The sequence below is a fragment of the Micromonospora matsumotoense genome, assembly GCF_900091525.1.
GTDB classification, from domain to species: Bacteria; Actinomycetota; Actinomycetes; order Mycobacteriales; family Micromonosporaceae; genus Micromonospora; species Micromonospora matsumotoensis.
Map to the genome: position 1 here is coordinate 404,936 of NZ_FMCU01000001.1, position 21,225 is coordinate 426,160.

The following is a 21,225-nucleotide window of genomic DNA, read 5'->3' on the forward strand; positions in this document are numbered from 1 at the left end:
CGCGACCGGTCCGGGGCCGCGCGGCCCCGGACCGGTCGCGCACCCGCAACGGGGGGTTACTTCTTCGCCGGTGACGCGTAACCGACGACGCCCGACTCCCAGTTGCCGTGCAGGACGTGCGTCACCGCGTTCGACTGGTTGCCACCGACCACGTAGTGGTTGCCGTCGGTGGTGGTGTCGTAGTACGAGGTGACGATCGCGACGTGGTCGTAGCTTCCGTTGCCGTCCCAGTCGTAGACCGCCGCGTCACCCTTGCGCGGCACGTAACCGCTGCCGCGGCCGTGCCAGGTGCCGTTGTTGATGCCGTACGTGCGGAAGCTGCCGGCGGCGGCGGTGAGCCCGGTGTACTTCGCGCCGCCCCAGTAGAAGGCGAACTTCGCGAAGTCGGCGCACCACGCCCGCGCCCGCCACCGCACGTCGTCCCAGGTCTTCGACCCGTTGCGGTACATGTAGCCCGGGCTCACCGGTCCGCACGTGCCGTAGCCCGAACCGTCGTACCGGTCGTTGTTCGGGTCGGCCCAGAAGCCGGTGTAGAAGTTGCAGTCCGCGCCGCTGCGCTCCTTCAGCCGGTAGGCCACGTCCGAGTTGGTGGAGGTGTACTGCTCCCAGGCGATGTTGCCGACGTCGATGCCGAGCTGGGTGTCGGCGGCCTGCGCGACGCCGGGGCCGACGACGAGGCCCGCGGCGGTGGCGACCACGGCCACCAGGGCCATGCGGATGGATTTCATGGGGAATCGAGTCTCCTGTCTCCGGCTCACAGCCAGGAACCGCAGCGTCGGTCGGTGTTGGCGTCGCTGGTGCAGACCTTCAGGGAGACGCCGGAGCTGAACGGGCCGTACCACTCGTCCTCGGCCCAGTCGCCGGCGCCGCGGGTCGCCTCGTCGAGCTTGACGCCGGAGGACGAGGTGCTCGGTGTGCGGAGCCACACCTCGGCGCGGCGACCGTCCTTGGCCGTGTCCTCCAGGAAGTAGCTCAGGCCGGTGGTGACCGCCTCCGGGCAGATCTGGTATTGCAGCCTCGCGCCGGAGATCGTGCTCGTGCCCGTGCGGCAGGCCGCCGCCGAGGCCGCCGTGGGCGACAGCACGATCGCGGCGGATCCGACCAGGCCGGTGGCGACGGCGATGCGCAGACCGCGTAGCCAGGTTCTGTTCACGTGTCCTCCCGTGTGGTGTGTGGACGTCGCCTGTTCCCGACGTCCCGGGGTGGTTCTCCCGCCCCGTGCAGGCACACCCTCCCGGCACCCCGTGGAACCGGCGTGGAAGACGCGTGCAAATCCCGCACGCGATAATTGCGTCGAATCCATACACTGTGCGGCGAGGCGAGATGCGAAGGGCTCGGGGGCATTCGGATGGCGCAGCTACGGATCGCCGTACTCGGTCCCCTGGAGGTCGAACGGGACGGCGTCACCGTGCCGCTCGGCCCCCGGCAGGCGGAACTCCTCTCCGTGCTGGTCCTCGCGCTGGGCCGGCCGGTGCTGGCCCACCGGCTGGTCGACCTCCTCTGGGATGCCGGGGCCGGTGACGGCGCGGCGGCGACCCTGCGCAGCCACGTCTCGCATCTGCGTCGCACCCTGGCCCCCGGTCGACAGGGCAACGCCGGGGAGGCGGTCGTGACCACCGTCGGCACCGGCGCCGGCCTGGCGTACCGCCTGGACCTTCCGCCCGACCAGTTGGACGCCCACCTGTTCGAAGAGGAGATCACGCAGGGTCGGCGGCTGCTCGACCATGGCGATCCCACCGGTTTCCTGCGCGCCACGGAACTCTTCGGCACCGCACTGGCCCGCTGGCGCGGGCCGGCATTCGCCAACGTGGCCGGCCGTCCGTACGCCCTGTCCGAAGTGGCCCGGCTGGAGGCGCTGTGCCGCACGGCCCGACGGGGGTCGGCCGAGGCGCTGATCGCGCTGGGCCGGCACTCCGCAGCGGCCGGCGATCTCACCGGCGCGGTCGCCCAGTTCCCGTACGACGAGGGCCTGCGCCGCCTGCTCGCGCTGGCCCTCTACGCCGAGCAGCGGGTGGACGAGGCCGCCGAGGTGTGCCGTCAGGGCGCGGCCCTGCTGCGGGCCCGGGGCATGGAGGCGCCACAGTTGCAGCGGCTGCACACGACGATCCTGCGTCGCGAGGAGCTGCCCGTCGCGACGCCGACGCCGGTCGCTGCCAGATCCACGCCGAGGCCGCTCGATCTGCTGCCTCCGAACCCACCACAGTTCGTCGGCCGGGCCGCCGAGCTCGACGACGCCCGGCGGCACTGCGTGGCCCCCTCCCGGAACCAGATCCTGCTGGTCACCGGCGCGGCCGGAGTGGGTAAGACCAGCTTTGCCGTCCGACTCGCGCACCTGCTGGCCGGTGACCTGCCGGACGGATGCCTCTACGTCAATCTCCGCGGCTTCGATCCCGGTGGCGCGGCACTCTCGGGCGACGAGGCCCTGCGGCTCTTTCTCGACGTGTTGCAGGTGCCGCCGGAGCAGATTCCGTCGAGCCAGGAGGGCCGGGCCGGCCGTTACCGTTCCCTGCTGTCACCACGACGGATGCTGATCGTGCTGGACAACGCCCGGGACGCCGAGCAGGTGCGCCCGCTGCTGCCCGGCACGCCGGGATGCGCGGTGGTGGTCACCAGCCGGTCGCAGCTGCCCGGCCTGGTGGCCGTCGAGGGCGCACGCCCGATCACGCTCGGCCTGCTCACCGTGGCCGAGGCCCGCGAGTTGTTGGCGACACGGCTGCGTGACGGTCGGATGGCCGCCGAGCCGGGGTCGGTCGACGGCATCATCGAACGGTGCGCCCGGCTGCCGCTGGCCCTGGCGATCGTGGCGGCCCGTGCGGCCGCCCATCCCGGCTTCTCGCTGACCGCGCTGGCCCACGAACTCGCGGAGTCGCAGGGCAGCCTCGACGGCTTCGCCGCCGGGGACCCGACCACCGACCTGCGGTCCGTCTTCTCCTGGTCGTACCGCGCCCTCGGCGAACCCGCCGCCCGGATGTTCCGCCTGCTCGCGCTGCACCCGGGGCAGGACATCTCGGTCCGGGCCGCCGCCAGCCTCGTCGCCCTGCCCGAACGGCAGGCGCGTCCCGTCGTGGCCGAGCTGGCCCGCGCACAGCTGGTGGTGGAGCGGGTGCCCGGTCGGTACAGCTGCCACGACCTGCTGCGCGCGTACGCGGCCGAGCTGGTGGAGTCGAAGCCCGAGGAGGTACGCCGCGCGGCCCGGCACCGGATCGTGGACCACTACCTACACAGCGCCCGGGCCGCCGACGGACGGCTGTCCCCGCTGCGCAGCACGATCACGCCGCCACCGGCGCGGCTCGGCGTGACGCCGGAGGAACCTGCGGACAGCGGCCGGGCCCTGGCCTGGTTCGCCGAAGAGCACCAGGTCCTCGTCCGGGTGGTCGAGATGGCCGGCCGGCACGGCTTCGACCGGCACGTGTGGCAGCTGGCGTCGGCGCTGACCACCTTCCTGAGCCGCCGGGGCTACTGGGAGGACCTGATCGTCGTGCAGAAACACGCACTGGCCGCCGCCGACCGCGCCGGCGAGCCGGCAGCGGCGGCGCAGGCACACCGCGACGTCGCCGCCGCCTACTCGGAGACGGGTCGGCTGCCGTCGGCCCGGGCGCACCTGGAGTCGGCCCTGGCCCTGCTGGCGGAGCAGGCCGACCAGGTCGGCCAGGCGCAGACCCTGCTGACTCTGAGCTGGGTCAGCGAGAAGGAGGGTGACCAGGCGACCGCGCTGGGCCACGACCAGGTCGCGCTGCGGCTCTTTCGCGCCGCCGGTCACGAGGCCGGCGAGGCCCGGGCGTTGAACGCGGTGGGCTGGGACCATGCCGTGCTCGGCGAACACCGGGAGACGGTGCGCTACTGCCAGCGGGCGCTGGTGCTGCAGCGACGGCTCGGCGATGCGCTCGGCGAGGCGAACAGTTGGGACACGTTGGGCTACGCCCACCACCACCTCGGGCACCACCAGCGGGCGGCCCGTTGCTTCCGGCGGGCGCTGGCACTCAGCCGCGAGTTGGGGCACCGCTACAACGAGGCGGAGGCGTTGCAGCACCTCGGCGACAACCACGAGGTCCTCGGCGATCCGGTGGCTGCCCGCCACTGCTGGGTCCGCGCGCTGGAGATCCTCACGCAGATGGGACATCCGGCAGCCGAGCAGCTCCGGGGCAGGCTCGCCGCCGGCCACGGCCGCACGCCGACCGGCGGCACAGGGTGTCAGGAAGGGCCCCTTGCTGCGCAGAAGCGCTGACAAGGAGCCCTTCCCGGCACCTCAGGCGACGACCGAGACCAGCCGGCCCGGCACCACGATGACCTTGCGGGGTTCCTTGCCGGCCAGCGCGGACGCGACGGCCGCCAGGGCCGCCGCCCGGACCACGTCCTGCGACGCGTCCGCGGGCACCTCGACCCGGCCCCGCACCTTGCCGTTGACCTGCACCGGATAGGTGACCGTCTCGGCGACCAGCAGCGCCGGGTCGGCGGTCGGGAAGTCCGCGTACGCCAGGGAGGTGTCGTGGCCCAGCGTGCGCCACAGCTCCTCGGCGACGTGCGGGGCGAACGGGGCCAGCATCAGCACCAGCGGTTCGGCCACCTCCCGGGGGGTCTCCGACAGCCGGGTCACCGCGTTGGTCAGCTCGATCAGCTTGGCGATGGCGGTGTTGAACCGGATGCCCTCCATGTCGGTCCGGACCCCGTCGACGGTCCGGTGCAGCAGCCGGCGGGTCTCGGCGTCGGCGGGCGCGTCGGTGACCCGCAGCGCGCCGGTCTGCTCGTCGACCACGGCCCGCCAGACCCGTTGCAGGAACCGGTAGGACCCGACCACCGCCCGGGTCTCCCACGGGCGGGACACCTCCAGCGGGCCCATCGACATCTCGTACACCCGGAAGGTGTCCGCGCCGTAGGCCGCGCACATGTCGTCCGGGGTGACGACGTTGCGCAGCGACTTGCCCATCTTGCCGTACTCCCGGGTGACCTCCTGCTCGCCGTGGAACCAGCGGCCGTCGACCTCGACGACCTCCTCCGCGGGCACGTAGACGCCCCGCGGGTCGGTGAACGCGTACGCCTGGATCATGCCCTGGTTGAACAGCTTGCGGAACGGCTCGAACGACGACACGTGGCCCAGGTCGTACAGCACCTTGTGCCAGAACCGGGCGTACAGCAGGTGCAGCACGGCGTGCTCGGCGCCGCCGACGTACAGGTCGGTGCCCCCGCAGTCACCTCCGGCCTGCGGCCCCATCCAGTACCGCTCGTTCTCGGCGTCGGCGAACCGGTCGGTGTTGGTCGGGTCCAGGTAGCGCAGCTCGTACCAGCAGGAGCCGGCCCACTGCGGCATCACGTTGGTCTCCCGGGTGTACCGCTTCGGCCCGTCGCCCAGGTCCAGCTCCACCTCGACCCAGTCGCGCCGCCGCGACAGCGGGGTCTCCGGGTTGCTCCCGGCGTCGTCGGGGTCGAACGTCTTCGGGGAGAAGTCGTCCACCTCGGGCAGCTCGACCGGCAGCATCGACTCGGGCAGCGCGATGGTCGCGCCGGTGGAGTCGTACACGATCGGGAACGGCTCGCCCCAGTAGCGCTGCCGGGAGAACAGCCAGTCCCGCAGCCGCCAGGTGACCGCGCCGACGCCGTGGCCGTTGGCCTCCAGCCACCCGATCGTCGCCGCCTTGGCCTCGGTCACCCGCAGCCCGTTCAGGTCCAGGCCGCGCGCGGGCGCGGCGCTGTTGACCGCCGGCCCGTCCCCGGTGTACGCCGTCCCGGCGAACCCGTCGGCCGGCTGCACGGTCCGCACGATCGGCAGCTCGAAGACCTCGGCGAACGCCCAGTCCCGCTCGTCCTGGGCGGGCACCGCCATGATCGCGCCGGTGCCGTAGCCGGCCAGCACGTAGTCGGCGATGAAGATCGGGATCTGCCCGCCGGTGACCGGGTGGGTGGCGTACGCGCCGACGAAGACGCCGGTCTTCTCCTTGGTGTCGGCCTGCCGCTCCACGTCGGTCTTGGCCGCCGCCGCCTTCCGGTACGCCTCGACCGCCGCCCGGGGGCTGGCGTGCCCACCGGTCCAGGCGTCCCGGGTCCCGGCCGGCCAGGCGGCCGGGGCCAGCGCGTCGACCAACTCGTGCTCGGGGGCCAGCACCAGGTAGGTGGCGCCGAAGATGGTGTCCGGCCGGGTGGTGAAGACCCTGATGCGGGCTTCGCCCGCGACACCGGAATCAGTGGTCCCGGTCGGGAAGTCGATGTGCGCGCCGGTCGACCGGCCGATCCAGTTGCGCTGCTGCAGCTTGATCGACTCGGGCCAGTCCAGGGTGTCCAGGTCGTCCAGCAGCCGGTCCCCGTAGGCGGTGATCCGCATCATCCACTGCTTCAGGTGACGCTTGAAGACCGGGAAGTTGCCCCGGTCGGAACGGCCGTCGGCGGTGACCTCCTCGTTGGCCAGCACGGTGCCCAGCCCCGGACACCAGTTCACCGGCGCCTGCGAGACGTACGCCAGCCGGTGGTCGTCGACGATCCGCCGCCGCTCGGCGTCGGTCAGCTCGGCCCAGGCCCGGCCGTCCGGGGTGGGCCGGTCACCGGCGGTGAACTCGGCGATCAGCTCGGCGATCGGCCGGGCCTTCGCGGCGTCGGAGTCGTACCAGGAGTTGAAGATCTGCAGGAAGATCCACTGCGTCCACCGGTAGAAGTCGGTGTCGATGGTGGCCGCCGAGCGCCGCTCGTCGTGGGCCAGCCCCAGCCGGCGCAGCTGCGTCTTGTACCGCGCGATGTTGGCCACGGTGGTCGTCCGGGGATGGGTGCCGGTCTGCACGGCGTACTGCTCGGCAGGCAGGCCGAACGCGTCGAAGCCCATCGCGTGCAGCACGTTGCGCCCGGCCATCCGCTGGTAACGGGCGTAGCAGTCGGTGCCGATGTAGCCCAGCGGGTGGCCGACGTGCAGCCCCGCACCGGACGGGTACGGGAACATGTCCAGCACGTACAGCTTCTCCGCGCCCGCCCGCGGGTGGTCCGGGTCGGCCAGCGGGCCGGTCGGGTTCGGGGCGTGGAAGGTGCCCTCCCGCGCCCAGGTGTCCTGCCACCGACGCTCGATCTCGTCGGCCAGGACCGCGGTGTACCGGAACGGGGGGATGTCACCCGCCGGTGCAGCTGCCTCACTCATGCCTTCTCCTTGGCGCGGTCATCGCGGTCATGTCGCACTGGCGCGATCATCGGGGACCGGTGCCCTCGGACGGGACCGGCGCGGTCGTGTCGGATCTGGGGAGCGTCGGGGCCCGGGGACCCTGCCGCGGGCACGAAAAAGCCCCTCGCACAGGAGGGGCCGCCGTGCTGTCGCGCGTCAGCGCATCAGCACGGCCCGGTAAGAAGCAGGGAGACTCCGGTCATGTTCCGCAGTGTACCCCCTGACCTCCGCCGACCGGGGACCGCGCCCGACCCGACGGTCACCTTGCGTGATCACCTCGCCGCGTCGGGTCCCCCGACCTGACGAATATCCGCTGTGTGGCCGGCTGACTTCCGGCAGGGTTCGGCGTTCACCGTAAACATGGTTAGCCTGAGAGACCAGTGCGATTCCTGCGGCAGACGAGGCTTCCCGTTGCGAACCGAACGACGGGTCCAGGTGCTCTTTACCGAGCTGCCGTCGCGACGAGGAGAAGGCCCGTGACACAACAGACCTGGGACGAGGTGGGCGGCGTACTGCCGCACGACGAGTTCCGCGCCGCCAGCGAGGCCGTCGTGGCCAACATCGAGCAGGTCATCGAGGGCAAGACAGCCACGGTGCGGCTCGCCCTGGCCGTCCTGCTCGCCGAGGGTCACCTGCTGATCGAGGACGTCCCGGGCGTCGGCAAGACCAAGCTGGCCAAGGCGCTCGCCCGGTCCATCGACTGCTCGGTGCGGCGCATCCAGTTCACCCCCGACCTGCTGCCCAGCGACGTCACCGGGGTCAGCGTCTACAACCAGGAGACGCACGACTTCGAGTTCCGGCCGGGGGCGGTCTTCGCCAACCTGGTGGTCGGCGACGAGATCAACCGGGCCTCGCCGAAGACCCAGTCCGCACTGCTGGAGTGCATGGAGGAGCGCCAGGTCACGGTCGACGGGGTGACCTACCAGCTCCAGACGCCGTTCATGGTGATCGCCACCCAGAACCCGATCGAGATGGAGGGGACGTACCCCCTCCCCGAGGCGCAGCGGGACCGGTTCACCGCCCGCATCGCGATGGGTTACCCCGGCCCGGAGGCCGAGCTGGCCATGCTGGACGGGCACGGTGCGGCCGACCCGCTCCAGGAGCTGCGGCCGGTCTCCGACGCCGACACGGTGCGGCGGCTGATCGCCACCGTCCGTAACGTGCACGTCGCCGACGCCGTCAAGCAGTACGCCGTCGACCTGGTCACCGCCACCCGGGAGGCCCCGGACCTGCGGCTGGGCGCGTCCCCCCGGGCCACCCTCCAGCTGCTGCGCACCGCCCGCGCGGTGGCCGCCCTGGAGGGGCGGGACTACGTGCTGCCCGACGACCTCCAGGCGCTCGCGGTGCCGGTGCTGGCGCACCGGATCATCCCCACCGCGGACGCCCAACTGGCCCGCCGCACCACCGACGCGATCGTCGCCGAGCTGGTGCACCGGCTGGCCCTGCCGGCCGACCGCAAGCGCCCCACCGGGTACGACACGCCCCGGCCCGCCGCCGGCAACGGCCGCCCGCCGTTCGAGCCGCGGAGGCCGTGACGTGCGTGCCGGGCTGCGTGGTCTGACCACCCGGGGCCGTTCGTTCCTGGCGGCGGCGATCGCCGCGGCGATCTCCGCCGGCATCCTCGGCGAACGGGACCTGCTGCGGGTGGCGGTGCTGCTCGGCGTCCTGCCGCTGCTCGCCGCGCTGTACGTCGGCCGGACCCGGTACAAGCTGGCCTGCAACCGCTCACTGGACCCGCACCGGGTGCCGGTCGGGGCCAGTTCCCGGGTGGTGCTGCGGTTGCAGAACATGTCCCGGCTGCCCACCGGCACCCTGCTGCTGGAGGACCGGCTGCCGTACGCGCTGGGCAGCCGGCCCCGGGTGGTGCTGGAACGGCTCGGCGCGCACCAGGCCAGTTCGGTGGCCTACACGGTCCGCGCCGACGTGCGCGGCCGCTACGAGGTGGGCCCCCTGGTGGTCCGGATGACCGACCCGTTCGGGCTGTGCGAGCTGAGCCGGGCCTTCCCCAGCACCGAGCAGCTCACCGTGATCCCCCAGGTCACCCCGCTGCCCTCGGTACGCCTGCCCGGCGAGTACGCCGGCAGCGGTGACAGCCGGGCCCGGTCGGTGGCCGTGCACGGCGAGGACGACGCCGCCACCCGGGAATACCGCCGGGGCGACGACCTGCGCCGGGTGCACTGGAAGTCGACCGCCCGCACCGGTGAGTTGATGGTGCGCCGGGAGGAGCAGCCCTGGGAGAGCCGGGCCACGGTGCTGCTGGACACCCGGGCGCACGGTCACCGGGGCGACGGTCCGACGGCCAGTTTCGAGTGGTCGGTCTCCGCCGCCGCCAGCATCGCCTCACACCTGCGGCAGGCCGGATACAAGCTCCGCCTGGTCACCGGGGACGGGGTGGACGTGGACGCCACCGAGGCCAGCGGGGACGGCCTGCTCCTCGACCAGCTCGCCGACGTCCGGCTCGACCAGCGCGGCGACGTGGCGAGCCTGGTGCAGCGGGTCCGGCAACGCGCCGACGGGGGCCTGATCATCGCGCTGTTCGGCGCGCTGACCACCAGCGAGGCGGAGCTGCTGAGCGGGCTGCGCGGCAGCGGCGCGACGTGTGTCGGCTTCGTGCTCAACAGTTCCACCTGGCTCAGCCTGCCGGAACGGGCCCGGTTCGAGGCCGAACAGACCCACGCCGCCGCCGCGTTGGCCCTGTTGCAGGGCGGCTGGCGGATCATCGGGGTGGACCACGACGGTCAGCTACCGGTGCTCTGGCCACAGGCGGGGCGCGGTTCGCAGGGCTTCGCGCTGCGCGCGGCCCTCGCCGAGACGGTCGCCGGGGCGGTCCGGTGAGCCGTCCGACGCACCCGCGCCGCGCGCCCGCCGCAGGCCCCACCGGTGTCCGCGCCACCGCCGGCCACCGCGCCGGTCCGGATGCCGGCGCCGGTGTCCGACGACAGAGAGGGTGACGTCGTGATCGCGTCCCGGAACATCGGCTTCGTGGCCGCCGTGGCGACCCTGTTCGCCGCCGCCCCACTGTCGTCGATCTTCCAACAGTGGACCTGGCTGATCCAGTCGACCATCGCGGTCGCCGTGGTGGCCGGCGCGGCGGCGCTCACCCGGCTGGTCCGGGCCCCGCTCTGGGGTCAGGTGCTGGGCATGCTCGCCGGCCTGCTGCTCGCCCTGACCTGGCTCTTCCCGGGCGGCGGCGAGCTGATCGCCTTCCTGCCCACGCCGGCGACGCTCGCCCACTTCGGCGAGCTGGCGCAGGGCTCGTTGCAGGACATGCGCTCCTACGGGGTGAAGGTGCCGGACACCACCCCGCTGCTGTTCATCAGCGTGCTCGGGGTGGGCTCGGTCGCGGTGGTGGTCGACGTCCTCGCCGTCGGGCTGCGCCGACCGGCCCTGGCCGGGCTGCCGATGCTGGCCATCTACTCGGTGCCGGTCGCGGTCTACGTGGACAGCGTCCCCGCGCTGCCGTTCGTGGTCGGCGCCGCCGGCTACCTCTGGCTGCTGGTGACCGACAACGTCGACCGGGTCCGCCGGTTCGGCCGCCGGTTCACCGGCGAGGGCCGTGACGTGGACGTCTGGGAGTCCTCCCCGCTGGCCGCCGCCGGTCGCCGGCTGGCGGTGGTCGGGGTGGCGCTGGCCGTGGTGCTGCCGCTGGCCGTGCCGGGGATGACCGGCGGACTGCTGGACCAGTTCAACACCGCCGGCAACGGCACCGGCAACGGACGCGCCGGGCAGGGCGGCGGCCCCGGCCGGATCGACCTCTTCGCCTCCCTCAGCGGGCAGCTCAACCAGTCCGAGGTGGCCGACATGGTCAAGGTCACCACCACCGAGCAGAGCCCGTTCTACCTGCGTTTCGGCGTCGCCGACGAGCTCCGGCCGGACGGCTTCCGGGTGCGCCCGCCCAACGGCCGGCCGGTGAACCGGGAGCTGCCCGACCCGTCGGGCCGGGCCGGGCCGGGGGTGGAGCAACAGACCTACCGGGCGACCGTGGAGGTCAACCGGACGCTGAACATGCCCTTCGTGCCGCTCTACACCGACCCGGTCAGCTTCGACGGGCTCAACGGCAACTGGTCGTACGACCAGAACCTCGGGGTGGTCTTCTCCAACCGGGACAACTCCCGGGGCAAGCGTTACTCGTTCGAGTACGTGCGCTCGACGTACACCCCGGCGGCGTTGCGCCGGGCCCGGCCGCTGCCGGCCGAGCACCCGATCCGGCTGCAACAGACCCGCACCCCGGAGGTACGGGAGGTCGGCGAACTGGTCAACCGACTGGTGGCGGGGAAGTCCACCGACTACGACCGGGTCCGGGCGCTCTACGACTACTTCTCCCGGGAGAACGGCTTCAGCTACTCGCTGAGCACCAAGGGCGGCACCAGCGGCCAGGAGATCGTCGACTTCCTCAGCAACAAGGTCGGCTACTGCCAGCAGTACGCGGCGGCGCTGGCCTGGCTGGTGCGGGAGGCCGGCATCCCGGCCCGGGTGGCGTTCGGCTTCACCAACGGCAGCAGCGCCAACGGCGACACCTACACGTTGACCAACCGGAACCTGCACGCCTGGACGGAGGTCTACTTCGACCGGTTCGGCTGGGTCCCGTTCGACGCCACCCCGGCGTACGGCGTCCAGGGGTCGTCCCGGTCGGCGTGGGCGCCGGACTCCGACGCCCCCGACCCGGAGCCGTCGGACACCGCCGCACCGGCCGCACCGGAGGACCCGGGGGCCACCACCGGGCCGCAGCGGGACGAGCCCGCCGACAAGGACACCGATGCCGGCTTCGACCCGACCACCGGCGCACCCGTCGAACGCGCCCCGACCTGGCCCTGGTGGACGGTGGGCGCGCTGCTCGCGTTGTTGGCGCTGCTGGCCGTCCCGGCGCTGCGTCGGCGCGCGCTGCGCCGGCAACGGCACCACCGGCCGACCCCGGTGGCGGCCGGGGTGGCCCCGGACGACGGGGCGGGCGGGAGCATCCCGATGACGGTGTTGGGCGCGGACGCCGAACGGGCCCGGGCGGACGCCCATGCGGCCTGGGACGAGTTGCTCGACACGCTTGTCGACTACCGGGTCCGGATCGACCGGACGGAGACCCCCCGGGCGACCGCCGAGCGGCTGGCCCGGGAGGCGGTCGGCGAGGACGCCGGTTCGGCCACGGCGGTACGGCTGCTCGGCCGCGCCGAGGAACGTGCCCGGTACGCCCGGGACCCGCTCACCGGCGAACCACTGCACCCGGCGTTGCGGACGGTACGTGGCACCCTCGCCGCGCGGGCGGACCGGCGTACCCGGCTGCTCGCCGCCGTGCTGCCGCCCTCGGTGCTGCTGCGCTGGCGTACCTCGCTCGGCGACACCTCGGCGCGACTGGTGACGGCCTCCGGTCGGCTCCGTCGCCTGATGCTGCGCTGGAACCCGCGCCGGCTGATCGCCACCCGTCGCGCCTGACCCGCCCTCGTCCGTTCCGACGCCCACCATGGGGCGACATGGCGGTATCAGCTGTGCTGGATACCGCCATGTCGCCGCACAGGAGTGGATCAAGGACGGCGGTAACCCGTCAGGGGCCCGGGCATGCCAATGCGACGGAGGTGGCCGGACCAGGTCCGGCACCTACCGTCGTCGGTGACGCCCGTCCACCCCGGGGGTGGGCGGGTTCAGCGATGTCCCTCCGGACGTTGCCGCCACCGATCCTCCATGCGGTCCAGCAGCGACGGCCGACGGCCGCCCCGGCCACGCGGACGACGACGACTCGTCGTGCCGCCCACCACGTGCAGGTCCGGTGACTGCGCCCGCCGGTGCGACTGCACCGCGTAGCCCAACGCGGCCAGCATGACGACGAAGCCCGCCACTGCCAGTGGCGGTGTCTTGATCACCGCGCCGTAGACCAACAGGGCCAGGCCGACGACCACCACGCCGGCAGCGACGAGCAGGCGACGCCGCGTGTGGAAACGCGGGTCGCTGGCGCGCACGGCCGAGGCGAATTTGGGGTCCTCGGCAAGCGACCGCTCGATCTGCTCGAACAGCCGCTGCTCGTGCTCCGAGAGCGGCACGGCACTCCTCCCCGGTCACGTTGGTCGGCCCGGTCGGGCCGACAGACCGTGGCAGCCATCCGGCTGCTTGCCGCCAAGTCTACGAGGGGGGTCGCGCGTCGGAAAGCGGGACGACCTACGGCCGACTGCTATTTTCTCCGCGCCGGGGATCACGTTTACCGAGCAGACTGGCCGGACCTATGACGGACCGCCCGAAACGGGCAGCCGCCGCGTCGGCTGCGGTCTCCGCTTCCCGCCAACCCCGCTCCGGTGCGCCCAGGGTGAGCTGTCTCGGCGTGTCGACCGTCCCGGCCAGTCCCTCCACCCGGACGCCGACCAGGCGGACCGGCTCACCCGGGTCGAGAACCGTCCAGAGACCCCAGGACGTGTCGAATATCTCCCGGGCCACGTCGGTCGCCACGCCGAGGGTGCGAGACCGGTTGACGGTGCGGAAATCCGACAGTCGAACCTTGAGCGAGATCGTCCGGCCGACCTGACCGGCCCCGCGCAGCCGGCTGCCCACCTTTTCACTGAGGGCGAGCAGCGCCCGGCGGATCTGCTGCGGGTCGACGACGTCGACGTCGAAGGTCACCTCGGCCCCGATCGACTTCTCCACCTGGTCCGGGCTGACCGGGCGGGGGTCACGCCCCCGGGCCAGCTCGTGCAGGTGGGTCGCGGACGCCACCCCGAGCGCCTTGCGGAGCATCCCGACGGGCGCTTCGGCCAGGTCGCCGATGGTGCGCAGGCCGAGCCGACGCAGCGTCTCGGCGGACCGCTCCCCCACTCCCCAGAGCGCGTCGACCGGCAGCGGGTGGAGGAACTCCAGCACCCGGCCCGCCGGCACCACGAGCAGGCCGTCCGGCTTGGCCCGGGTGGAGCCGAGCTTCGCCACGAACTTGCTCGGGGCCACCCCGACCGAGCAGGTCAACCCCTGCTCGGCGGTCACCCGGGCACGAATCCGCCGGGCGATGGCGGCGGGCGCGCCGAACAGCCGGCGGGCACCCGTCACGTCGAGGAACGCCTCGTCGAGGGAGAGCGGCTCGACCAGCGGGGTGACGTCCCGGAAGATCCGCATCACCGCGTCGGAGGCCGCCCGGTAGCGGGCGAAGTCGGGAGGCAGGTAGACCGCACCGGGACAGAGCGCCCGCGCCCGGGCGGTGGGCATCGCGCTGCGGACGCCGTACCGGCGGGCCTCGTAGCTGGCGGAGCTGACCACGCCGCGCGGCCCGATGCCGCCGACCACCACCGGCCGGCCGCGCAGCTCGGGCCGGTGGCGCACCTCGACGGAGGCGAAGAAGGCGTCCATGTCGACGTGCAGGATCGGGCTGGCCGAGTCGTCGGCGTCGGGCCCGAAGCGCGGGTTACCACCGCGCGGCAACGACTGACTCCGACCCATCACCGCAGGCTAGCCGCCCGGTACGACAACCGACCCGCCGGCCGCCGCACAGGTCCCGACCCACCGGCCGGTACGACAACCGACCCGCCGGTCAGCCCCGGACCACCAGCAGCGGCACGGTCGTCTCCGCCGCGGTGTCCGCCCCGTGGTAGGCCACCAGCCGGGACGCCGCCGGCGGCTCGGACCGGGTGGCCAGCACCGCGTAGGTGTCACGGCAGGTCACCACCACGTCGCCGACCCGGCGCAGGTGGTCCTCGCCGACCGGGCCGAACCAGCCCTCGGCGACCATCTCCTCGCGGGTACGCACCCGGGCGGCCGGCCCGAGCACCGCCGACCAGGTGGCCACCACGTCGTCGACCGCACCCGGCTCGACGTGCAGGTAACGCACCCGGGGCTCCCCGGCGACCACCCGGACGCCGGCCCGCAGCCGCAGGTCGGTGTCCAGGTCGAAGCGGTGCGCCGCCGGCACGTCGAGCTGGCCGTGGTCGGCGGTGACCAGCAACGCCGCGTCCGACGGCAACCCGTCGACGAGCCGGGCGAGCAGGCCGTCCACCTCGGCGACGGCTATCCGCCAGGGCGCGGAGTCGACCCCGCTGAGGTGCCCGTGCCGGTCCAGGTCGGGGTGGTAACCGGAGACCAGGGTGGGCCCGGTCCCGGCGCCCAGCGCCGCCAGCATCGTCCGGGCCAGGGCGTCCACCCCGGCGGCCCCCCGGTAGTCGCCGCCCCGGTTGGCGGCCAGGGTGAGCCCGCTGCCGGCGTACTCGGGGCGGCTCACCACGGTCACCGCGACCCCGGCGGCACGGGCCCGCTGCCACTGGGTGCGGACCGGCTGCCAGCGCAGCGGGTCCGGGTCGCCGTTCCAGTCGATGTGGTTGAGCACCCGGTCGGTGCCGGGCACCCGGACGGTGAACCCGAGCACCCCGTGCGCGCCGGGGGCCGCGCCCGCGCCCAGGGTCACCAGGCTGGTCGGGGTGGTGGAGGGGAAGCCGGAGGTGAGCGGGCGACCCACCGTCGCGGCCAGCCCGGTCAGGGTCGGGGCGTACCGGGCGGCGGTGGGAAGCTGGTACCAGCCGAGGCCGTCGACGAGCAGCACGGCGACCCGGCGTACCCCGGCCAGGCCCGGGGCGAGCCCGAGCAGGTCGACCGCGCCCGGCACGCCGAGCACGGCCAGCGCGCTGGGCAGCACGTCGGCCAGGCTGCCCCCGCCGTAACGCGGCGACACCACCGCCAGCGGGTCCGCCGGGGGCACGGGCCCGGCCGGCCGGTCCGCCGGCACACCGGCCGGCGGCACGGTCGTCCCGGCCGGCGGCACCGGCGCACCGGCCGGGGGCAGGTCGGTCATGCCGGTCGGCGGGCGAACAGGTGCAGTTGGGCGGCGAGATCCCGGTACGGCGGGTGCCCGGCCAGCGCCCGTTCCAGCTCGACCAGGGCACCCGGCTGGCCGTCGGCGACGGCGGCGGGCAGCAGATCGGCGAGGACGCGTACCCCGTGGATCTCCTCCACGGTGAGGCCGGCGGCGCGCAACAGCGTGGCGGCCTCCTCGGCGGCGAACCGGCGACGCAGGGTGTCCCGTGGACCGGCCGCGCCGTCGGCGGCGGCGGCCAGGGCGGCGGCGACGTCGAGGTGGCCGTTCATCGCCCGGCCCAGCACGGCGGCGGCCCGGCCGGCGACCAGCACACTCGCCGCGCCACCGGGGCGCAGCGCGGCGGCCAGCGCGGTCGTCACCGGCAGCGGATCGTCGACCACCTCCAGCACCGCGTGGCACAGCACCAGGTCGACGGAGGCCGGCTCGACCAGGCCGGTCAGCGCGTCGCCGTCGCCCTGCACGGCGTGGACCCGGTCGGCGACCCCGGCCTCGGCGGCCCGGCGGGTGAGCGCGGCGAGCGCGTCGGGGCTGGCGTCCACCACGGTCACCTGGTGGCCGGCCTGGGCCAGCGGCACGGCGAACCCGCCGGTGCCACCGCCCACGTCGAGCACGGTCAACGCGACATCGGCCCGCCGGTCCAGCTCGGCGGCGAGCACCGACCAGATGACGGCGGTACGGGGGGTCAACGGCGGCTCGACGAACCGGCCTCGGGTGCGCTGTTCCACCCGGTGGAGCCTAGTCACCCGCGCCACCCGACCCCCCGCTGGCGGTACCGACGTCGACGGCTCAGATCTCCCCGCCGCCGGCCGGGTCCTCCTCGGCACGGGACCGGCGGTCGTTCGCCACCGGGCCCTCGGTCACCTGGTACTCGCGCGGCTCGGCGTCCTGGGCGGGCGTCCAACCGGCACCCAGCCGGGTGCGCCGGGCGTTCGCCAGTCCACCGGTGTACGTACTGTCCATCGTCACTGGTCATCCCCCTTGCCACGAGCGGGCCGCTCTGCCCGCGCGTGCCGGAAGTCTCCCGTCTCCCGGCCCGGAAAACCGTAATGTGGATCACTTCACCGGAAGTCGCGGGAGGCGGGCGCAACCGGCGGCGTGATCGGGTCCAGCCGGTCGGCGGTGAGGTTGGTGACCCCCTCGTGCCGCTGCAACCGACCGCGGACCACCAGGGCGACGCTGGTGCGGGCGACTCGACGATAGCGCTGCCACAGCCCCGGCGAACACGTGACATTGAGCATTCCGGTCTCGTCCTCCAGGTTGAGGAAGGTCACTCCACCGGCGGTGGCCGGCCGCTGCCGGTGGGTGACGATCCCGCCGACCCGGACCCGCCGACCCGACTCCACCCGGCCGAGTCGGGCGATCGGCACCGCACCGAGCGCGTCGAGCCGGTCCCGGACGAACCGGGCCGGGTGGCTCTCCGGGGACAACCCGGTGGCCCAGACGTCGGCGACGAGCCGGTCCACCGCCGCCATTCCGGGCAGGGTGGGCGCCGCCGCGCCGGTCACCGTGCCGGGCAGCCGGCCCGGCCGGTCCTGGGCCGCCGCCCCGGCCGCCCAGAGCGCCTGTCGCCGGGTCAGCCCGAAACAGGCGAAGGCGTCCGCAGTGGCCAACGCCTCCAGCTGCCCGGCGGTGAGACCGACCCGCCGGGCCAGATCCGGCATGTCCCGGTACGCCCCGTGCGCCGTCCGCTCCGCCTCGATCCGCTCGGCCACCGGATCGCCGAGGGTACGCACGCCGCCCAACCCGAGCCGGACCGCCGGACCGCCCAGCCCCCAGGCGTGCGGTGGCTCCCCCGGCACGCCGCCCCACCGGGTCTGCGGGGTGGACTCCAGCACCGCCTTGGCCGCGCTGGCGTTGACGTCCGGCCGGCGGACCTCGACACCGTGCCGACGGGCGTCGTCGACCAGGGTCTGCGGCGAGTAGAACCCCATCGGCTGGGCGTTGAGCAGGGCGGCCAGGAACGCCGCCGGGTGGTGGCGCTTGAGCCACGAGCTGGCGTACACCAGGTAGGCGAAACTCATCGCGTGGCTCTCCGGGAAGCCGTAGCTGGCGAACGCGGTCAGCTTGCGGTAGACATCGTCGGCCAGCTCGCCGGTGATCCCCCGCTCGGCCATCCCGGCGTAGAGCCGGTCGGCGAGCTGCGCCATCCGCTGCGCCGACCGTTTCGCCCCCATCGCCCGGCGCAGCTCGTCGGCCCCGGCCGCGTCGAAGCCGGCCAGGTCGATGGCGAGCTGCATCAGCTGCTCCTGGAACAGCGGCACCCCGAGGGTCTTCTCCAGCGCGTTGCGCATCAGCGGGTGCGGGTACGTCACCGGTTCCTGGCCGTTCTTGCGCCGGATGTACGGGTGCACCGAACCGCCCTGGATCGGGCCGGGCCGGATCAGCGCCACCTCCACCACCAGGTCGTAGAACTCGCGCGGTTTCAGCCGGGGCAGGGTGGCCATCTGGGCGCGGCTCTCCACCTGGAACACCCCGACCGAGTCGGCCCGGCAGAGCATGTCGTAGACCTCGGGGTCGTCCAACGTCATGTCCCCCAGGTCGAGGGTCTGGTCGATGAGGTCGTAGCCGTAGTGCAGGGCGGAGAGCATGCCCAGGCCGAGCAGGTCGAACTTGACCAGCCCGACGGCGGCGCAGTCGTCCTTGTCCCACTGCAGCACGCTGCGGCCGGGCATCCGCCCCCACTCCACCGGGCACACCTCGATCACCGGCCGGTCGCAGATCACCATGCCGCCGGAGTGGATGCCCAGGTGCCGGGGGAACCCCGCCCACCGCCCCGAGTTGCCGGTCAACTCGTTGGCGTACGCCACCACCTGCTCGGGGATGCCCTCGACGTCCACCGCCGCGACCGAGCCCCACCGGTCGATCTGCTTACTCCAGGCGTCCTGCTGGCCGGGCGAGAAGCCGAGCGCCTTCGCCACGTCCCGCACCGCCGACCGGGGCCGGTACGAGATCACGTTGGCGACCTGGGCGGTGTGCTCCCGGCCGTACCGGGCGTAGACGTGCTGGATCACCTCCTCCCGCCGGTCGGACTCGATGTCCACATCGATGTCGGGCGGCCCGTCGCGTTCCGGGGCGAGGAACCGTTCGAAGAGCAGCCGGTGCCGGACGGCGTCCACGTTGGTGATCCGCAGCGCGTAGCAGACCGCCGAGTTGGCCGCCGAGCCCCGGCCCTGGCAGTAGATGTCCTGCGCCCGGCAGAACGCCACGATGTCGTAGACCACCAGGAAGTAGCCGGGGAAGCCCAGCTCGTCGATCATCCGCAGCTCGTGCGCCAACTGCGCGTACGCCTCCGGGTGCGCCTCGGGCGGGCCGTAGCGTTCCCGGGCGCCGTCCAGGGTCAACCGGCGCAACCAGCTCATCTCGGTGTGCCCCGCCGGCACCGGGTACGCCGGCAGCCGGGGCGCGACGAGCTGCAGGTCGAAGGCGAGTTCCGCGCCGAACTCGGCGGCCCGCGCCACCGCCCCCGGGTACCCGGCGAACCGGGCCGACATCTCCGCGCCGCTGCGCAGGTGGGCGGTGGCGGCGGCGGGCAGCCAACCGTCGATCTCGTCCAGGCTGCGGCGGGCCCGGACAGCGGCCAGGGTGGTCGCCAACCGCCGCCGACCCGGGCTGGCGTAGTGCACGTTGTTGCTGGCCACCGTGGGCAGCCCGGCGGTGGCGGCCAGCTCGGCGAGGGCGTCGTTACGGTCGGCGTCGACCGGGTGCCCGTGGTCGGTCAGCTCCACCGCCACCGTCTCCGCGCCGAACAGCGCGGTGAGCCGGTCCAGCTCCCGGGCCGCCGCGTCGACCCCCTCGGTGAGCAGCGCCGCCGGCACGTGCCCCTTGCGGCAGCCGGTCAGCACCAGCGCGTGGTCCCGGAGTTCGGCGGCGACCTGCTCCAGCTCCCCGTAGACCGGACGGCCCTTCTCCCCGCCGCGCAACTGGGCCCGGGAGATGACCGACGCGAGTCGGGCGTACCCCTCGTGGCCGTGGGCGAGCACCAGCAGGTGCCGGCCCAGCGGGTCCGGTTCGCCCTGCTGCGGGCCGGGCAGCCCCAACGACAGCTCCGCACCGAAGACCGTCGGCAGGCGCAGCGTACGGGCCGCCTCAGCGAACCGGACCACGCCGTAGAACCCGTCGTGGTCGGTCACGGCGAGCGCCGTCAACCCCAACCGGGCGGCCTCCTCGGCCAACTCCTCCGGGTGGCTCGCCCCGTCGAGGAAACTGAAGTTGGTGTGCGCGTGCAGTTCGGCGTAGGGCACCGCACCGTCCGGGCGGGTCAGCTGGGGGGGCGCGTACCGCTCGCGGTGCCGGGTCCAGGCCGGTGAGTCCCCGCCGTCGACGTCGGCGAGCGGGTCCACCACGTGCAGGTGCCGTTCCCCACCCCGCCGCCCGCCCCGAGACCCCTCCCCCCGGGAACCGTCACCTCGATGCCCGTCACCCTGATCCCCGCCACCTCGGGAGCGGTCAGCCGGGGAACGGTCGCCCGGGGAACGGTCGGTGGGGTAGCGGTCGGCCGGGGAACGGCCAGCCGGGGAACGCTCGGTTGCGGAACGGCCAGTTGCGGAACGGTCAGCCGGGGAACGGTCGGTGGGGTAGCGGTCGGCCGGGGAGTCGCTGCCTCGGATGCGGTCATCCGCGCGGCCGTGGGCGGGTCGCCCGGACAGCACCCGCTCCAGCTCCGACCAGGGGAGCTTCGGATTGTGGAAACTCATCCGGCCACCCGCACGCGGCCGGGCACCCACACCCGGCAGACTGTCTCCATGCGGCCGGACATCTCCGCACAGCCGGACATCTCCACGCCGCCACCCGCCCCCGCGCAGTCCACCACCCCCGCCCCCGCATGGCCGCCTACCCCCGCGCAGCCCACCGCCCCCGCGCAGCCCACCGCCCCTGCGCCGCCTGCCGCCTCTGACCTGCCGGACACCCCTACGCCGCTGGAGGCACAGCGGGGCAGGGCCGCTACGGACAGGGATGATGCGCCTGGTGAGCGGTATGCCGCTGGGTCATAAATATGACCCAGCGGCATACCGCTCGTGAGGAAACATGTCTGCGGAGCGGCGAGCCCGGCATGCCCAACAGACCCGGCAGGTGCGGCAGGTCCGGCAGACCCGGCAGGTCCGGCAGGCCCAGCAGGTCCAGCAGGTGCGGCCCATCCCGGCACAGAGCACCTCACCGCTCGGCCACGAGACTGCCGGCCACCGAGCCAGATCAGCACGAACCAGAGCGACGGCGAGCCCACCAGGGCGGCACCGCCATGAGCTTCGGGGGCAGGTCGACCGGGAAACCACGGCCGTTGTCGGTGCCCCCGGGCCCCGCCGTCGGCGAGCCGAAGGGGCCCGGCCAG

Annotated in this window: 13 protein-coding genes; 4 read left to right on the forward strand and 9 right to left on the reverse strand. The window is 73.7% G+C overall.

Going from position 1 to position 21,225, the window contains the following annotated elements; all coding sequences use genetic code 11:
* Positions 1-56: 56 nt before the first annotated feature.
* Positions 57-728 (reverse strand): CHAP domain-containing protein, encoded by a 672-nt coding sequence (locus GA0070216_RS01720; RefSeq protein WP_091237546.1) that lies wholly within the window; start codon positions 726-728, stop codon positions 57-59.
* 26 nt (positions 729-754) lie between these two features.
* A complete protein-coding gene (locus tag GA0070216_RS01725; protein ID WP_091237547.1) occupies positions 755-1,153 on the reverse strand; it encodes a hypothetical protein in 399 nt (132 codons plus the stop codon).
* Between the two features lie 195 nt (positions 1,154-1,348).
* Between GA0070216_RS01725 and GA0070216_RS01730 the strand changes: the two genes are divergently transcribed.
* Positions 1,349-4,225, forward strand: coding sequence for an AfsR/SARP family transcriptional regulator (locus tag GA0070216_RS01730; protein WP_091237549.1), 2,877 nt, complete (start codon positions 1,349-1,351; stop codon positions 4,223-4,225).
* A gap of 21 nt (positions 4,226-4,246) precedes the next feature.
* Here the strand turns inward: GA0070216_RS01730 and leuS are convergent, their stop codons facing one another.
* Positions 4,247-7,111 (reverse strand): leucine--tRNA ligase, encoded by a 2,865-nt coding sequence (gene leuS / locus GA0070216_RS01735; RefSeq protein ID WP_091237551.1) that lies wholly within the window; start codon positions 7,109-7,111, stop codon positions 4,247-4,249.
* Positions 7,112-7,608: 497 nt separating this feature from the next.
* On the opposite strand from leuS, the gene GA0070216_RS01740 reads away from it, so the two are divergent.
* The 3 genes from GA0070216_RS01740 to GA0070216_RS01750 all read left to right on the forward strand — a co-directional run bounded on the left by GA0070216_RS01740 (position 7,609) and on the right by GA0070216_RS01750 (position 12,556).
* A complete protein-coding gene (locus GA0070216_RS01740; RefSeq protein ID WP_091237553.1) occupies positions 7,609-8,667 on the forward strand; it encodes an AAA family ATPase in 1,059 nt (352 codons plus the stop codon).
* Position 8,668: 1 nt separating this feature from the next.
* Positions 8,669-9,967 (forward strand): DUF58 domain-containing protein, encoded by a 1,299-nt coding sequence (locus tag GA0070216_RS01745; protein ID WP_091237555.1) that lies wholly within the window; start codon positions 8,669-8,671, stop codon positions 9,965-9,967.
* A gap of 120 nt (positions 9,968-10,087) precedes the next feature.
* On the forward strand, positions 10,088-12,556 hold the full coding sequence (locus tag GA0070216_RS01750; RefSeq protein WP_091238844.1) for a transglutaminase TgpA family protein: 2,469 nt from the start codon (positions 10,088-10,090) through the stop codon (positions 12,554-12,556).
* Between the two features lie 206 nt (positions 12,557-12,762).
* On the opposite strand, the gene GA0070216_RS01755 is transcribed toward GA0070216_RS01750, so the two are convergent.
* The 6 genes from GA0070216_RS01755 to GA0070216_RS01775 form a co-directional block, all read right to left on the reverse strand.
* Positions 12,763-13,158 (reverse strand): DUF3040 domain-containing protein, encoded by a 396-nt coding sequence (locus tag GA0070216_RS01755; protein WP_067301847.1) that lies wholly within the window; start codon positions 13,156-13,158, stop codon positions 12,763-12,765.
* Positions 13,159-13,273: 115 nt separating this feature from the next.
* On the reverse strand, positions 13,274-14,533 hold the full coding sequence (locus GA0070216_RS01760; RefSeq protein WP_091237557.1) for a DNA polymerase IV: 1,260 nt from the start codon (positions 14,531-14,533) through the stop codon (positions 13,274-13,276).
* Between the two features lie 91 nt (positions 14,534-14,624).
* On the reverse strand, positions 14,625-15,875 hold the full coding sequence (locus GA0070216_RS01765) for an alkaline phosphatase family protein (protein ID WP_091237560.1): 1,251 nt from the start codon (positions 15,873-15,875) through the stop codon (positions 14,625-14,627).
* Positions 15,872-16,642, reverse strand: coding sequence for a methyltransferase domain-containing protein (locus GA0070216_RS01770; protein ID WP_091238847.1), 771 nt, complete (start codon positions 16,640-16,642; stop codon positions 15,872-15,874). The genes GA0070216_RS01765 and GA0070216_RS01770 overlap by 4 nt, the downstream gene beginning before the upstream one ends.
* 43 nt (positions 16,643-16,685) lie before the next feature.
* On the reverse strand, positions 16,686-16,865 hold the full coding sequence (locus GA0070216_RS34310; protein WP_067301863.1) for a hypothetical protein: 180 nt from the start codon (positions 16,863-16,865) through the stop codon (positions 16,686-16,688).
* Positions 16,866-16,957: 92 nt separating this feature from the next.
* The gene (locus GA0070216_RS01775) at positions 16,958-20,248 is read right to left on the reverse strand and encodes an error-prone DNA polymerase (RefSeq protein ID WP_342670704.1); all 3,291 of its coding nucleotides are present in this window, start codon (positions 20,246-20,248) and stop codon (positions 16,958-16,960) included.
* Positions 20,249-21,225: the final 977 nt, after the last annotated feature.

Bases quoted from the DNA above. Each gene is read 5' to 3' on its own strand.
- leuS (WP_091237551.1), bottom strand. From the start codon at position 7,111: ATGAGTGAGGCAGCTGCACCGGCGGGTGACATCCCCCCGTTCCGGTAC.
- GA0070216_RS01760 (WP_091237557.1), bottom strand. From the start codon at position 14,533: ATGGGTCGGAGTCAGTCGTTGCCGCGCGGTGGTAACCCGCGCTTCGGG.
- GA0070216_RS01720 (WP_091237546.1), bottom strand. From the start codon at position 728: ATGAAATCCATCCGCATGGCCCTGGTGGCCGTGGTCGCCACCGCCGCG.
- GA0070216_RS01730 (WP_091237549.1), top strand. From the start codon at position 1,349: ATGGCGCAGCTACGGATCGCCGTACTCGGTCCCCTGGAGGTCGAACGG.
- GA0070216_RS01765 (WP_091237560.1), bottom strand. From the start codon at position 15,875: ATGACCGACCTGCCCCCGGCCGGTGCGCCGGTGCCGCCGGCCGGGACG.